Consider the following 15,053-nt stretch of genomic DNA (forward strand, 5'->3'; position numbering starts at 1 on the left):
TTTCCGTGCTCAGTGGGCATTTCGCCCTCCCTGATCCCGGCGCTATGGGGGGTGGATTAGGATACGACTGTATCCATTCCGGAGATGGGGTCACCGTGCGCATTCCTGACCGGCCTTCCGCCTTCACCAGCGACTCTGCCCGTGACAAGTACTACGCCGTCTATGACCGAGTGCTCGGCGAGCTGTGGCCGGTGCCGGTGGACGCCACCGACGTGGAGACCCGCGCCGGCACCGTGCGGATCCACCGGGCCGGGCCCGCCACGGGTGACCCCGTGGTCCTCGTGGCCGGCGCCGGCGGGAACGCGCTGAGCTGGTATCGCTACATCGAGCCGCTGGCGCGCACGCGTCCGGTCCTTGCCGTCGACCCGCTCGGCGAGCCGGGCCGCTCGGTCCAGCGGCGGACGCTCGCGACCGGTGCCGAGGTCGGCGGCTGGCTCACCGACGTCCTGGCCGCGGTCGGAGCCGAGCGCGCACACGTGGCGGGCTTCTCCGCCGGCGCCTGGACCGCGGTATGGGCCGCGGCTGAACAGCAACGCGGCGGGGGCGGCCGGGTCGCGGCGCTGACGCTGGTGGACCCGGGCGGCTTCGCGCCGATAACCGGGCGGTTCGTCCGGTGGGCCCTTGCCTGCGCCATAGCCTCCATGCTTCCGCGTCCGTTGCGCCACCGCATGACCGGCGTCGTGGGCAACGGGGTGCTGCGCGAGGATGGGCTGATCAGGCTGGCGAGGGCGGGCGGATGGTCCTTCCGCCGGCACGTGCTCATCCCGCCCGCCTACACCGACGAGCAGATACGCGAGGTGTCCGTGCCCGTGCAGGTGCTGCTGGGTGCCCGCAGCACGCTGCACGACGCGCGGGCGGTGGCCGCACGGCTGGCCGGCATCGCGCCGTCCTGGCGGGTGGAGATCGTGCCCGGCACCGGGCACTCGCTGCCCGTCGAAGCTCCGGACCTGGTCGCCGAGCGGATCCTCACCTTTCCCGGCCAGGCGCGGCCCGGGACCGCAACGCCGAAGCACAGCACGGACAACAGGTAGGAAACGGGCATGCCCCGACAGGTGGATCATGATGCGCGGCGGCGCCAGTTGACCGAGGCGCTGCTGCGCATCGCCAGCACCCGCGGCCTGCAGGCGGTGTCGATGCGTGAGATCGCCGCCGAGGCCGGGGTCTCGCTGCGCGTCGTGCAGTACTACTTCACCAACAAGCAGGCCCTGCTCGAGTCCGGCCTCACCGAGCTGGGCGCCCGCCTGGACCGCCGCGTCAAGCAGCGGGCCGCCGCTGCCGCGGGCGAGCTGACACCGCGAGCCGTTTTCGACGCCGTCTTTGACGCGGCCCTTCCCTCCGACGAGCAGAGCCGTCTGGACTCCATCGCCTGGACCGCCTACTACACCGCCGCCCTCACCGACCCGGCGCTCGCCGCGGTCGGGGTCACTCTGCCCAACGCACTGGAAAACTTCCTCACCGTACGGCTTGCCGCCGCGCAGCAGGCCGGGGACATCGCCGCCGATCGTGACCCGCGCACCGAAGTCGCCAGCCTGCTGGCTCTCGCCAACGGCCTGACCTCCAGCGTCCTGAGCGGGCAGCGCAGCCGCGCCGCCGCCACCAAGATCATCGACTACTACCTGGACCGCCTGTTCATGCCTGATCGCTCAGCAGGGCGGCGTCACCGTGACGGTGGTGGCGTTCCCCGCCCGCGATGAACAGGTATCGCCGCAGGCCGGTGACGCCGCACGACACGCTCCATCTTTAGCCGCCTTTACCGACTTGTTCTGGAAGTGCAGAGACGGTCACGAACCATCGGGAGCAGAACTCAAGCCGAAAGAGGAATGACCATGGAACACACCGTCACGAAGCTGCCGACGGCACGTCGATCCGGCTGCCCCTTTGACCCACCGGCAGAGCTGATCGAGGCACGTCGGCACAGCCCCATCAGCCGTTTCCCCTTCCCCGACGGACACGAGGGCTGGCTGATCACCGGCTACGACCTGCTCAGGTCGGTCGTGGCCGACCCTCGCTTCAGCTCACGCAAGGAGCTCATGCGCCACCACCCGCTGATCGACCTCAGTGGCGCGGGGTTCCCCCCGGCGAGTTCCTGCTGATGGACGATCCGCAGCACAGCCGCTACCGCAAGCCGCTGGTGGGCAGGTTCACCGTCCGGCGGATGCGGCTGCTCACCGAGCGCGTCGAGCAGATCACCGCCGAGCACTTGGACGCCATGGAGAAGGCAGGTCCGCCGACGGACCTGGTGACCGCGTACGCCAAGCCCATCCCCCGCATCGTGATCTGTGAGCTGCTGGGCGTGCCAGCTCAGGACCGGGGGCGCTTTCAGGAGCTGGGCACGAACGCCCGCGGCCGGGACGACCTGGTGCTGGTGATCCGCGGCGACCTGCTGCGCAAGTACCCCAACGCGGCCGTCTACGCGCAGAAGGCCGAGTGGCCGCCGGGCGGCGACGGGCTGCCGGACCACACGCAGCAGCGGCGCCCTGTCGATCCGCCTGGAGGACGTCGAGGTGGGCGGCCAGACCATCAAGGCCGGAACGATGGTCGTCCTGTCCATCAACACCGCCAACCGCGATCCCGAGCGCTTCGCCGATCCTCACGTGCTCGACCTGCGCAGGCGGGACGGCGGGCACCTGGCCTTCGGTCACGGTATCCATCAGTGCCTGGGCCGGCAGCTGGCCCGCGTCGAGATGCGGGTCGCCTTGCCCGCGCTGCTCAGCCGCTTGCCCACCCTGCGCCTGGCCGTACCGGCCGAAGAGGTTGCCCTGCGCCCGGAGACCGCGGACATCTACGGGGTCACGAGCCTCCCGGTCACCTGGGACGTGTGACCGCCGGCCGGTGGCGGGCGAGGTCGCCTACGGCCGCCCGCCACCGCTGTGGTCGTTCACCTGCGGCGATCGCGTCCCTTTGGCCTCACCGCAATGAGCATCCTCACGGTGACCTGCTCGGGCGCCACCACATCGACTCCCGCGACCAGGGCACAGGCCAGGCCGGCGTGCGGGGGGCGTCTGGGACGGGTCCCTGCTGGTCGATACCATGTCGGCCCATGGATTCCAAGGAACGTATGCACGACATCATGAGGTCGATGTCGCAGGGCAGAGTCGGGCCGCTCTTCGACGCGATGGCCGAGGACGTCACCTGGCGCTGGATGGGGGTCAATCAGTGGTCCAGGACGTTTGAGGGCAAACAGCTGGTGGTGGACACCCTGTTCGGAGGAGCACGGGAAACGCTCAGCCCCTCGTCGAGCAGTGAGATGCACTACATCCACGGCGACGGTGACTTCGTGGTGGTGGAACACTCGGGACGTAACGAGTTGGCCGACGGTCGCAGGTACGACAACAACTACTGCTGGGTCTTCCGATTCCAGGACGGACTCATCCAGGAGGTCCGTGAGTACATGGACACCCAGTTGGTCACGGAGACATTCGGGCCCGACGAAAGCTCGTAACACGAGCTCGACCGATGACGTCCTGCTCGAAGCCCGCTGCGGTCGCTCGGCACGCGAGTGCGCACGGGTCATGAAGTAACCCCGCATCGGTGTCTACAGGGGTGACGTGCGTGCTCGTGCTGACTTCGACCCCACTGCAGTGAGATGGTGGGGTGGCTGGATGAGGATCCGATCGACGAAGAGCTGCCGGTGGGGATGGCGACGGCTTGGGTGCCGTTCGACTGGGCTCAGGTGCCTGCCGGGGAGGACCAGCGACGCCGAGATCAGCGAGCTCGGCGCGGCCCCATGCTCCTCCACGGTTCCTCACCCCCTTCCCGCCTCCGCGCGACCCTCCGCCCCCGTGAAACGGTAATGCCGTGCCTGGTCGAAATGAGGCCAAGGCTGATAGGCGTTCACGCCGGGTTCGCCGCGCAGGTGGAAGGCGCTCGGGTAGGGCTGCTCGTCGGCCGTGATACGGGTCGAAGTCGGAATGTAGCGGATGGTCAGCCCGCACCGCCGCCTTGGTGAGGTGTTGGCGCTGCTGCCGTGCACGATGTTCGGGTGGTGTACCTCGACGTCGCCCGGCGCCAGCACCATGTCGATGGCCGCCGACTCGTCCACCTCGGCCGCGATCTCCTCGCCGAGAACGTTGTCCACCGCCGTGTTGGAGCGCATCGCCTGGATGGCGCCGCGGTGGCTGCCGGGGATGAGCCGTACGCAACCATTCTCCGGCGTTGAGTGGTCAACGGCCAGCCAGAGCGTGACCACCCGCATCGGATCCAGCGGCCAGAACGCCGCGTCCTGGTGCCAGAGCACCGCCTGTCCTGAGTACGGCGGCTTGCTGATGTAGTGCGAGGCGAACAGCGCGATGTCCGGGCCGATGAAGGTCTGCGCGATGTCCAGCAGCCGGTCATCGGAGACCAACCGCAGCCAGAACGGGTCGTCGCGCAGCAGTGTGTGGCCGAGTTGCTCGGGTCGCAGATCCGGGTGCCGGTGCTGCAGCCAATCAACGTGGCCCGCCGCCTCCCGCACCAGTTCCGGATCGATGACGTGGCGGAAGACGGCGTAGCCGTCACGGTCGAATCGCTCGAGGATGTCGCTCATCGGGCTCTCCCAACATGCGCGGCGGGGCGGAACCCCCTGAGTGGATGACGACGCCTCGAAAACCGACGGACCCCGATTTTCCAGGCACGTTGTCCGGTGGCCTTCAGCCTTTTATCGAACCGGTCCAGCATCTTTCTCGCCAAGATAACGCTGGACCGGTTCGATAGCAATACGCGAGCGAAAACGGAAGCAACTCGGACGTAACTCTTGCGACGAGTACGGGCCGATGTCAGCATCGGTCATGTAGCGCCGGGGCCATCGGTCGTCCGCGCCCTTCCGAGTGATCTCCTTCCGCCGAACCAGCCATCCTCAGGCAAGGGATTGACGCATGCCATATGCCGTTGACGAGTTCGCCTTCGATCTGCGCCAGAGCGTGGCGCCCGGCCACACCTGGGTCTCCAGCGGCTGGACCACCGTCCACGCGCCGCCGGGCTCGGTGTGCGGGGTCGGCGGGTGGTTCGCGCCGCCGTACGCGGCTCCCGACGCCGGGCTCGCCGTCGAGCTGGAGGCGGACGGGCACCGGATCGCCGACGGTGCGGCGCCCGGCGTGGCCGGGGTGGGCCTGCTCCACGCCGGCGGCACCTGGCAGCCGGGCCGGATCGTCAGGCTGGGCACGTACCACCGCCGTCACCAGGGGGAACTGCTGTCGTTCCAGGTGCGGAGCACCCTCACCCCGCTGTACGGGCAGGCCGGGTTCGTCCTGGAGGTGGAGATCACCAACCGGGCCGGGCGGGAGGTCACCGTGGCCCTCCACCCGCAGGCCGATCCGGGAGGACCGCGCCGCGTCCCGCTGGGCGAATGGGGCTGGGTCCCGCCCGAGCCTGGACCGAAGGCAGCGAGCACCGGCCGGTGGGCCTGGCGGGCCGGGGACGTCACCGTCGAGCTGTCCCACGAGGGGCTGCGCCAGGACGTCCCGGCGGGTGGGACTGCGGTGTTCGCGCTGGCCGTCCGCGCGGGCGCCGGATCCGCGCCAGGGCGGCCCCGGGAGCTGGCCGCCCGGTCAGGCGCGCAAACGCGGCGGCGGCTGGCCTCGGCGCTCGCCCGCGTGCCACGGCTGTCCAGCGACATCCCGGGGCTGGAGCCGTACTGGCGCGGCTCTCTGGCCAGCGGGCTGGTCTGCCTGTGGGACAACCCCGGCTTCATCACCTCGCCTTTCGTGGCCACCTCGGGGCTGGACGGCGGAGCGCTGTGCTCCTACGCGTGGGACACCGGCGGGTACGCCCCTCACCTGCTCATGCTCATGCTCGGCGAGGCCGGCACCGACGTCCTGGAATCCCTGATGAAGGTGGATCTCACCCACCACTACGCGCTCGCCCCCGACGGGACGGGCCTGGGCGTCCCGTACGCCTACAGCGGCTGGTCCCTGGTCACCCTCGCCACCGCCGTCGCCGCGCACCACGGCCTCTCCCCCGCCCTGGTCACCCAGTTGCACGACCTGGTGGAAGGGCTGGACGCCCGCTTCACCCCCGCCGGCGCGCTACGCGACTACGGCACCCAGCACAACCTGCTGGAAATGCGCGGCGCCGGCTGGGAGCACGTGGTCGCCAGCCCCAACGCCGAACGCGCCTGGTGCCTCGACCGGCTGGCCGAGCTGTCGGAGCTGTCCGGCGCCCGGCTGCCGACCGGCGAGCTCCGCTCCCGGGCCCGTGACATCAGGAGCGCGATCGCCCGCGAGCTGTGGGACGAGAGCGAAGGCTGGTTCCGCTGCCGCTACCCGGACGGGCACACCGAGCTCGTCCAGCACGTCCAGGCGTTCGACGCGATGCGGAACGGCGCCTGCACGCCGGAGATGGCCGGGGCCATGCTCAGCAGGCTGCGTGACGGCTCGTTCCTCGCGCCGTACGGCGTCAGTGCCGTGGCCGCCGACGACCGGCTGCACTACGAGCTCGGCGACACCGACTGGTCGGGTGGCGGCGCGTACACCGGGGAGGGCCCGCAGCTCGCCCTGGCGCTCTGGGAACGCGGCGAGCCGTCCCTGGGCTGGGAGGTCATGCGACGGCTGCTCTGGATGGGGCGGCACTTTCCTTACTTCCCCCAGGAGCACTACTGCGACCGCCCGGCCGCGCCGCCCGCCGGCCGGCGGGTCAACATCGTCGCCGGGTTGGCCGGCGCGGAGGCGATCCTGACCGGCGCGGCGGGTGTGCGCTTCCAGCCCGACGGCGGCCTGGTCGCCCTCCCCGCCGCTCTACCCGACGGGGGCCTGGAGCTCACCGGGCTGGTCTACCGCGAGCACACGATCGACGTCTCAACGGTCTCCGGCACCGTCACCGTGGACGGCCGTCCCCGCGAGGCCGGCGAGGTGATCAGGTGAGGCCGGCCACAGCCGCTGGCAGCGCGGACGCCCGCGGCTTGTAGAGCAGCTGGTTCGCCGAGACCGGGAAGGTTTCCGGCGAGTTACGCCCGGTTTTCACTCGGGTATTGCCATCGAACCGGTCCAGCGCTACCGTCCAGGAAACGTGTTGGACCGGTTTGACATAAGGCCGGGCGGAGTCTGGGGAACGTGCATGGAGAAAGTCACGATCCGCGATATCGCACGCTTGGCCGGCGTATCGAAGTCAACGGTGTCACTGGTGATCAATAACAGTGCGCGGGTCGATTCTGCGACCAGGCGGCGGGTGCTGGCGGTCATCAGGGAGCACAATTACGTGCCCAGCGCCACGGCGAGCGCGCTGGCCAAGGGGCGGCTGCCGTTCATCGGCATGATCGTGCCCGGGCTGACGTGGCGGATGGTGGCCCCGATCAACTTCGGGGTCGCGTCCGTCATCGAGCGCACGCCGTACGAGATCATCCTCTACACGAGCACCAACGACCGCGACTACGGGCCGGTGATCGAGCGCATGCTCGCCTCGGGCCTGTCGGCCGGCGTTGTGGTGATCAGCCAGGACCAGGCCATGAAACCGCTGCTCGACCTGCACGAGCACGGTGTGCCCGTGGTCCTGGTCAACACCCTCGGCTCCGACTTCGACCTGCCGTCGGTCGAGGCCGACAACTACGAGGGGGCCCACGGCGCGGTCCGCCACCTGCTCGACCTGGGCCACCGGCGGATCGCCTCGCTCGCCGGGCCGGCGACGTACCCGTGCTGCCAGGACCGGCAGCGCGGTTACGAGGACGCCCTGAGCGAGGCCGGGGTGCCGCTCGACCCGACGCTCACGCCGCGGAGTGAGTTCGAGCCGCCCAAAGCCCGCGAGCTGATGCGCGACCTGCTGGGCCACCCCGACCGGCCGACGGCGGTGTTCGCGCACAACGACGTCACCGCCTACGCCGCCATGGAGGCCGCGGCCGACCGCGGCCTGCGGGTGCCCGAGGACCTGTCGGTGGTGGGCTTCGACGACATACCGTCGTCGGCGCACGTCAAGCCGGCTCTCACCACGGTCAGCCAGCCGTTCGAGGAGATGGGCGCGCAGGCGGCCCGGATGTTGCTGGCCACCATCTCCCCGGGCGCGGAAGGCCAGGCGGCCGCCCGCGTCCACCTGCCCACCACCCTCATCGTCCGGGACAGCACGGGCCCCGCTCCCGCCTGACCGTACTTCCACATCGACGAAGCGAAGGCCGGCGCCCATGGGGGCGCCGGTCGAAATCCCCCTGCCCGTCGACAGAAGGGACCCCACCTCATGGGTCGCTCAATGATGGCCCACGCCATCTCCGCGGTGCTGCTCGCGGCACTGGGACTGACCCCGCCCGCGGCCGCCGCGGACACCCCGACCGAGATCATGCCGGCCGACACCCTGGCGGCCTTCACCCAGTTCACCGGGAGTCCGGCACCACAGACCAAGATCGTCCCCGTTCAGGGCCAGCCCGGCTTCGACCAGGCGCTCCAGGTCACGGTGACCGGGCAACCGTCCTCGACCGGCCTGGACGGCGAGTACTCCTTCGGGGTGGGCGCCCCGTCCGCCCAGCCCACGGTCAAGGACGAGGCGATGCTGGCGACGTTCTGGGCGCGGTCGGTCACCCCGACCGCCTCCGGATCCGGCCTGGCCCATTTCGTGTTCGAGCAGAACGGCGGGAGCTACAGCAAGTCCACCCAGGCGGCGATGAAGTTCGGGCCTGCCTGGCAGCGTTTCCAGCTCCCGTTCCGGATGGCCGCCGACTACGCGGCCGGGCAGGTCCGCGTCAACTTCTGGCTCGGCTACGGCCCTCAGGTGCTGCAGATCGCGGGCGTGTCGGTGCTGCGGTACGGGGCCGGGACCCCGGCCGGCTGGCCGAAGTCCACCTACGCCGGCCGTGAGGCGGACGCCGCGTGGCGGGCCGCCGCGGCCGACCGCATCGAGCGCAACCGTAAGGGCGACCTCTACGTCAAGGTCGTGGACTCCCAGGGGCACCTCGTCCCGGGAGCCACCGTCCGGGCGGAGATGACCAGGCACGCCTTCAAGTTCGGCTCGGCCGCGGACGGCGTGCGAATGATGACCCAGAACACCGCGGGGCAGAAGTACCGCGACACGCTGCTGGCCAATTTCAACCAGTTCACGCTCGGCAACAACCTCAAATGGAACCACTGGGAGAACCTGACCGAGCGCGCCACGTACACCCTGCCCGCGCTGCAGTGGGGACGTGACCACGGCCTGTTCGTCCGCGGCCACACCCTGATCTGGCCGTCGTGCGGGAACATGCCCGCCGATGTCTGCGGCCTGAGGAACGACCCCGCCGCGCTGCGTGCCAGGATCGACGCGCACATCACCGACGAGGCGCGCACGCTCGCCGGCACGATCGACGAGTGGGACGTGGCCAACGAGGCGTACGCCAACCACGACGTGCAGAACGTGCTCGGCGACGGCGAGATCGGCCGCTGGTTCCGGCTGACCCGCCAGGCCGACCCGGGCCCGAAGCTCTACCTCAACGACTACGACATCATCGAGGACAACGGCTGGGAGCTCCGCCATCAGAACCAGTTCTCCGCTCTCGTCCGCTCGCTGAAGGACGGCGGCGCGCCCATCGGCGGGATCGGCATCCAGGGCCACTTCGCCGGCGAGCAGCTCACCCCGCCCGCGGACCTGGTCACGCTGATCAACAAGGCCGGAGCGCCCGGCCTGCCGATCGCCATCACCGAGTTCGACGTCGGCACCACCGACGAGCAGCTCCAAGCCGACTACACGCGTGACTTCCTCACCCTGATGTTCAGCATGCCGCAGGTCACGGGGGTCAGCACCTTCGGGTTCTGGGAGGGCGACACCTGGGATCCCAAGCGTGCGCTGTTCCGTACCGACTGGAGTCCCAAGCCGAACGCCACGGCCTGGCGCGACCTCATCTACGGCACGTGGTGGACCAACGCGTCGGCCACGACCGGGACGACCGGATCGGCCACCGTACGCGGCTTCCTCGGCGACTACACCGTGAAGGTCACCGCCGGCGGCGTCACCAAGGAGGTCGCCGTCTCGATGTCGGCCATCACAGGCAAGGCGATCACCGTGGTCGTCGGCTGACCCCAGCCCATCGAAGGGGCCCCATCGAAAGGAAAGACCATGTCAGCCATTCAGCTCAGCCGCCGGGACCTCCTGCGGGCGGCCGTCGCCGCAGGCGGGGCCGCGTTCCTCACCGGCTGCGGCGCACCGGAACCGGACGCCGGTCCCGCGTCGGGCGCCACGCTCGCGTACTGGGACTGGTACGTCAGCCAGGCACCGTGGGTCGACACCGAGATCAAGCTCTTCCAGCAGGCCAACGGCAAGGCCACGATCAAGAAGACCACCCAGGTCACCGACAAGTACTTCGACCTGCTCTCGCTGGCCTTCCGCAGCGGCACCGCCCCGGACGTCTTCCTGCTGCCCACCTCGCCGGACCTGGAGGCCCCGGTGGGCGAGGGGTGGCTGATGCCCCTGGACAAGTGGGCCACGCCGCAGTGGCGATCACGCTTCCCCGACAACAGCTTCGTCGAGGGCGTCAACGTCATCGGCGGGAAGGTCTACTCCGCGCCCTTCAAGGCCCTGGCGCCGGCGCTGCAGCTCTACATCCACAACGGGGTCTTCAAGGAGGCCGGCCTGACCAACCCCGACGGGACCGTCTTCATCCCGAAGACCTGGGACGACATCACACGGGCCGCCGAGGCGATCACCTCCAGGAGCGGCGGCAAGGTCTTCGGCCTCGGCTTCGGCAACGCGCAGAAGGGAGCACTGCCGTGGCTGATCGAGCTGTTCTGCCGGGCCGCCGGGTCGCCCGGGGGCACCCAGAGCGTCGACTACCGCACCGGCAAATGGACGTACGGCACCGACCGCAACTACGCCGACTTCCTCGCCCTGCTGCTCGACTGGAAGAACCACGGTTACCTCTACCCCAATTCGATGAGCATCTCCGACGAGCAGGCCAGGGCGTTCTTCTCCAAGGGCCGGTTCGGCATGATCGTCGGCGGGGTGTGGAACCAGGCCCCCTGGGAGGAGGCCGGGTTCAAGGACTACAGCCTCATGACGCTCCCGTCACCGACCGGCACTCCGCGGGGCTTCTTCTACGGACCGCCTGGCGGTTACCTGATGGCCATCTCGGCCAAGGCCAAGGACCCCGACCGGGCGTGGGCCTGGCTCGACTGGTTCTACGGTGCCGCCGCCGGCAAGCGCTGGGTGCAGGGCGGCTACGGCCTGTCGGTCTACCCCGAGAACAACGACGCGGCCACGGTGACCTCGCCCACGTTCAAGCAGTACGTCGCCATGGCCGGCACCGCCCTGGTCGGCCCGGTGCCCGAGATCCGCAACCCGGAGATCACCAAGGTCGAGGTGGGGGCCGTCCAGCCGGACCTGCCCGACGTGGCAGCGGGCATCTACACCGGTCAGCTCAAGAACGTGCCCCAGGCGCTCAAGGAGCTCGAAGACCGGGTCAACGCGGCCATGACCGAGGCCGTGACCAAGGCGCGCGGGCAAGGGGCCAAGGTCAGCATGGACGACTACGTCTTCGCCGACTGGGACATCGCCAAGCCGTACACGACCAAGCGCGGATGATGTGGTGACAGATCTTCAACTGACCGGCGGACCACGCGCCCTGGCCGCGGGCGGGACGTCCCGCCTGCGGCGGCGGATCGCCGCGGCCCGCTGGTCCTACCTGTACGTCCTGCCGATGCTGGTGCTGCTGCTGGCGTTCGTGATCTATCCGATCATCGCCTCACTCGGCTACACCTTCTACCGGTGGGACGGGATCGGCGAGCCGGGCGACTTCGTCGGGCTCGGCAACTTCTCCCGCGTGATGACGGACTCCATCTTCTGGGCAGCCCTGCGCAACACGTTCCTCTACGTGCTGATCGTGGTGCCGGTCCAGCTCGTCCTCGCGCTCGCGCTCGCCCTGGTGCTGAACAACCGGCGGCTGCGCGGGCGGACCTTCTACCGCACCGTGTTCTTCCTCCCCGTGGTGACCTCGGCCGCGGTCGTCGGCGTCGTCGTGCAGTTGCTCTTCTCCAACTTCGGCGACATCGTCAACGACCTGCTGATGTCGGTCGGCCTCACCGACGACTACATCGACTGGCTGGGCGACCCGAGCTTCGCGATGATCATCATCATCGCGGTCGGGATCTGGCACACGCTCGGCTACAACCTGGTGTACTTCCTGGCGGGCCTGCAGACGATCCCCGAGGAGTTGTACGAGGCGGCCAGGCTGGACGGGGCGGGCCGCTTCGCGAGCTTCCGCTACATCACCGTCCCCATGCTGCGATCGGTGGGGGTCGTCATCGTGCTGCTGGCGATCATCGGCTCGTTCCAGGTCTTCGACCTCGTGCAGGTGCTCACCAACGGGGGGCCGTACTTCGCCACCGAGGTCGTCAACACCTACATCTACCATCTGGCGTTCGGCGGGTTCGGCGGCGCCACCGTCGAACGGGACATCGGCCTGGCCTCGGCGGCCTCGTTCTTCTATGGGGTGCTGCTCATCGTCTTCGCCGTGGTCCAGGCTCTCGTCCTGCGAGTGCTGGTCAAGCGCAGGGGAGGTCGGGCATGACCCGGCGCGCGCCGTGGCTGACCCACGTGTTCCTGCTCCTCGGCGGGGTGGCCTGGCTCTATCCGTTCGTGTGGACGCTCGGCAGTTCGCTGAAGAGCACCGACGAGTTCTTCGGGCGTGGCCTGGACCCGCTGCCCGGCACGCCGCTGTGGTCCAACTACGGGGAGGCCTGGCAGGGGGCGTCCTTCGGGCAGTATTTCCTCAACACGCTCACGATCACGGTCAGCACGGTGATCATCACCCTGCTCGTCACCGCCATGGCCGGCTACACGCTGGCCCGCACCGAGTTCCCCGGCAAGGGGATCGTCCTGGTCGCGGTGGCGGGGACGGTGTTCCTGCCGCACGGGTACACCATCATCCCGGTCTTCGACATCATGAACGGGCTCGGCCTGCTCAACAGCCTCTGGTCGATCATCATCATGCAGTCCGCCGGCGGGATCGTCTTCGGCACGTTCCTGTTCATGGGCTACTTCCGGGCGATCGACCGTTCGCTGGAGGACGCCGCCCGCGTGGACGGCGCCAACTTCCACCAGGTCTTCTGGCGGATCATGCTGCCGCTGTCGGGCCCGATGCTCGCGACGGTCGGCCTGTTCACCGCCATCTCGGCGTGGAACAGCTTCTTCATCCCGCTCGTGTTCACTCTCGCCCGCCCCGAACTGCGCACCTTGGGCGTCGGGATGTACGCCTTCATCGGCGAGAACTCCACCGACTGGACGCTGCTGTGCGCCGGCTCAGTGATCACCCTCGCCCCCATCATCGCCATCTTCCTGGTGCTGCAGAGGTTCTTCGTGAACGGGCTGGCCGGCGCCGTCAAGCAATAAGGAGCTCCATGTCCTGTTCCTCGCGCGCCGCGATCGTCGGCACCGGCCTGCGCGCCCAGCTCTTCACCCAGGCACTCGCCCGGCGCGAGCACGTCGACCTCGTCGCCCTGTGCGACCCGAACCGGACCCGCATGACGGTGCACAACCGGCTCATCACCGAGCTGGGCCGGCCTCCCGCTGCCATGGCGCGGCCGGAGGAGTACTCAGGGCTGCTCAAGGAGGTCGACACCGTGGTGGTGACCACCGTCGACGCCCTGCACGACGCCTACATCGTGCCCGCGCTCGAAGCGGGGTGCCGAGTGATCACAGAGAAGCCCATGACCACCGATGCCGCCTGCTGCCGCAGGATCCTGGACACCGTGGACCGCACCGGCTCCGGCCTCACGGTGGCCTTCAACTACCGGTTCAACCCGGTGCATGAGAGGGTCCATCAGCTCCTGCGCGCGGGCGAGATCGGCGAGGTGCTGTCGGTGCACTTCGAGTGGCTTCTGGACGTCCGCCACGGCGCCGACTACTTCCGGCGCTGGCACCGTTCCAGAGCCAACAGCGGCGGCCTGATGGTGCACAAGTCCGGACATCACTTCGACCTGGTGAACTGGTGGCTGGACAGCGTGCCGCGCCGCGTCTACGGCCAGGGCAGACTCGCCTTCTACGGGCGCGGGTCCGCGTACGCGCGCGGCTACGAGCGCGCACATGGCTCGCCCGAGGCCGCGAGTGATCCCTTCGCCCTCGACCTCGCCGCGAACGACCAGCTCAGAGAGCTGTACCTGAACGCCGAGCACGAGGACGGCTACGTCCGCGACCTCAACGTGTTCGGCGACGGCATCACGATCGAGGACGACATGGCGGTCCTCGTGACCTACGCGAGCGGTGCCACGATGACCTACCACCTCACGGCGTACTCCCCTTGGGAGGGGTACCGGGTCATGTTCAACGGCACCCGGGGACGTATGGAACTGGAGGTGGAGGAGACCCAGTGGGCCGATCCCGGCACGGGGGTCACCGCCGGGTCGGGGGCGCTGCACGGCGACGTCGCCCCACCCAATTCCGGCGGGGCGCGGATCCGCGTGCGCCCCCTGTGGGCGCCGCCGCGCGACATCCCCGTGACGGTCGTCCACGAAGGTCACGGCGGCGCCGACCAACGCATGCTCGCCGCGATGTTCGACGACGTGCCCTCCCCTGTGGAGCTCGCGAACGAGCGCGACGGCGCCCGCGCCCTGGCCATCGGGCTGGCCGCCAACGAATCGTTCGCCACCGGAGAACCGATCACCCTGCCCGGCGAAGGACACGATTGAACGGAGTGTCTGGTGATGGACCTGGACGATGCGGACTGCCGGGCGCGCTATCTGATCCGAGACAGGGATGGGAAGTTCCCGCCGCTCATGGATCAGCGACCTGAACATACGCCGACGAGACCGAGCGCCGCAACGCGGCTCCCGGCCCAGAGTCCAGCCCTGGTCCTCGACGTAACCCCAGGCCAGCGGCCCGCGCCGGAGCTCGGTATCCAGCCGCTGCCATTGCTTGGCCGACAGCTTCTCCACCGAGACCGGCGCAGCGCCGAAGCGCCACCCTCGCTCCACGCTTTACGCCAGCGCGTCACCGACCGCTCGTGCACCCGTAATCGTGTAGCGACCGCCCTGGTCAACTCCCCGGCCTCGAACCACTCGGCCGCTGCAGTCGTACACGCTCGCGCCGCTCTTGCTCAGGCGACGTGTATCCGCCACTTTGCCCGTAGCGCATATCACGGTCGTACCGCACCGGAAACGATCCGTCACGACGCTAAGACTCTACGCATTCATCCTGTG

Annotated in this window: 11 protein-coding genes and 2 pseudogenes; 11 read left to right on the forward strand and 2 right to left on the reverse strand. The window is 69.3% G+C overall.

Going from position 1 to position 15,053, the window contains the following annotated elements; genetic code table 11:
* Window positions 1–95 precede the first annotated feature (95 nt).
* The 4 genes and pseudogenes from ACFPZ3_RS64450 to ACFPZ3_RS64465 all read left to right on the forward strand — a co-directional run bounded on the left by ACFPZ3_RS64450 (window position 96) and on the right by ACFPZ3_RS64465 (window position 3,442).
* Complete coding sequence (locus ACFPZ3_RS64450; RefSeq protein WP_379524276.1) at window positions 96–1,031, forward strand: alpha/beta fold hydrolase; 936 nt, start codon at window positions 96–98, stop codon at window positions 1,029–1,031.
* 9 nt (window positions 1,032–1,040) lie between these two features.
* Window positions 1,041–1,694 (forward strand): TetR/AcrR family transcriptional regulator, encoded by a 654-nt coding sequence (locus ACFPZ3_RS64455; protein WP_379524277.1) that lies wholly within the window; start codon window positions 1,041–1,043, stop codon window positions 1,692–1,694.
* Between the two features lie 132 nt (window positions 1,695–1,826).
* Window positions 1,827–2,822: pseudogene (locus ACFPZ3_RS64460) on the forward strand (cytochrome P450).
* Between the two features lie 218 nt (window positions 2,823–3,040).
* Window positions 3,041–3,442, forward strand: a complete 402-nt coding sequence (locus ACFPZ3_RS64465) for a nuclear transport factor 2 family protein (protein WP_379524278.1) — start codon at window positions 3,041–3,043, stop codon at window positions 3,440–3,442.
* Between the two features lie 303 nt (window positions 3,443–3,745).
* Here the strand turns inward: ACFPZ3_RS64465 and ACFPZ3_RS64470 are convergent, their stop codons facing one another.
* Window positions 3,746–4,525 carry a phytanoyl-CoA dioxygenase family protein gene (locus ACFPZ3_RS64470; protein WP_379524279.1) on the reverse strand — a complete coding sequence of 260 codons (780 nt, stop codon included), beginning with the start codon at window positions 4,523–4,525 and terminating at the stop codon, window positions 3,746–3,748.
* Window positions 4,526–4,853: 328 nt separating this feature from the next.
* Between ACFPZ3_RS64470 and ACFPZ3_RS64475 the strand changes: the two genes are divergently transcribed.
* The 7 genes from ACFPZ3_RS64475 to ACFPZ3_RS64505 all read left to right on the forward strand — a co-directional run bounded on the left by ACFPZ3_RS64475 (window position 4,854) and on the right by ACFPZ3_RS64505 (window position 14,543).
* Window positions 4,854–6,836, forward strand: coding sequence for an MGH1-like glycoside hydrolase domain-containing protein (locus ACFPZ3_RS64475; protein ID WP_379524280.1), 1,983 nt, complete (start codon window positions 4,854–4,856; stop codon window positions 6,834–6,836).
* Between the two features lie 193 nt (window positions 6,837–7,029).
* Window positions 7,030–8,046 carry a LacI family DNA-binding transcriptional regulator gene (locus ACFPZ3_RS64480; RefSeq protein ID WP_379524281.1) on the forward strand — a complete coding sequence of 339 codons (1,017 nt, stop codon included), beginning with the start codon at window positions 7,030–7,032 and terminating at the stop codon, window positions 8,044–8,046.
* A gap of 90 nt (window positions 8,047–8,136) precedes the next feature.
* Window positions 8,137–9,942, forward strand: a complete 1,806-nt coding sequence (locus ACFPZ3_RS64485; RefSeq protein ID WP_379524282.1) for an endo-1,4-beta-xylanase — start codon at window positions 8,137–8,139, stop codon at window positions 9,940–9,942.
* Window positions 9,943–9,981: 39 nt separating this feature from the next.
* Window positions 9,982–11,442: an ABC transporter substrate-binding protein gene (locus tag ACFPZ3_RS64490; protein WP_379524283.1), complete on the forward strand. Its 1,461-nt coding sequence runs from the start codon at window positions 9,982–9,984 to the stop codon at window positions 11,440–11,442.
* Between the two features lie 4 nt (window positions 11,443–11,446).
* Entirely contained in the window at window positions 11,447–12,427 is a 981-nt protein-coding gene (locus ACFPZ3_RS64495; RefSeq protein WP_379524284.1) for a carbohydrate ABC transporter permease, read from the forward strand.
* Complete coding sequence (locus ACFPZ3_RS64500) at window positions 12,424–13,248, forward strand: carbohydrate ABC transporter permease (RefSeq protein ID WP_379524285.1); 825 nt, start codon at window positions 12,424–12,426, stop codon at window positions 13,246–13,248. The genes ACFPZ3_RS64495 and ACFPZ3_RS64500 overlap by 4 nt, the downstream gene beginning before the upstream one ends.
* Before the next feature lie 8 nt (window positions 13,249–13,256).
* The gene (locus ACFPZ3_RS64505; protein WP_379524286.1) at window positions 13,257–14,543 is read left to right on the forward strand and encodes a Gfo/Idh/MocA family oxidoreductase; all 1,287 of its coding nucleotides are present in this window, start codon (window positions 13,257–13,259) and stop codon (window positions 14,541–14,543) included.
* Between the two features lie 92 nt (window positions 14,544–14,635).
* Here the strand turns inward: ACFPZ3_RS64505 and ACFPZ3_RS64510 are convergent.
* Window positions 14,636–14,908: pseudogene (locus tag ACFPZ3_RS64510) on the reverse strand (helix-turn-helix domain-containing protein); the annotation flags it as partial.
* Window positions 14,909–15,053: the final 145 nt, after the last annotated feature.

It is taken from the genome of Nonomuraea insulae, from assembly GCF_042656245.1.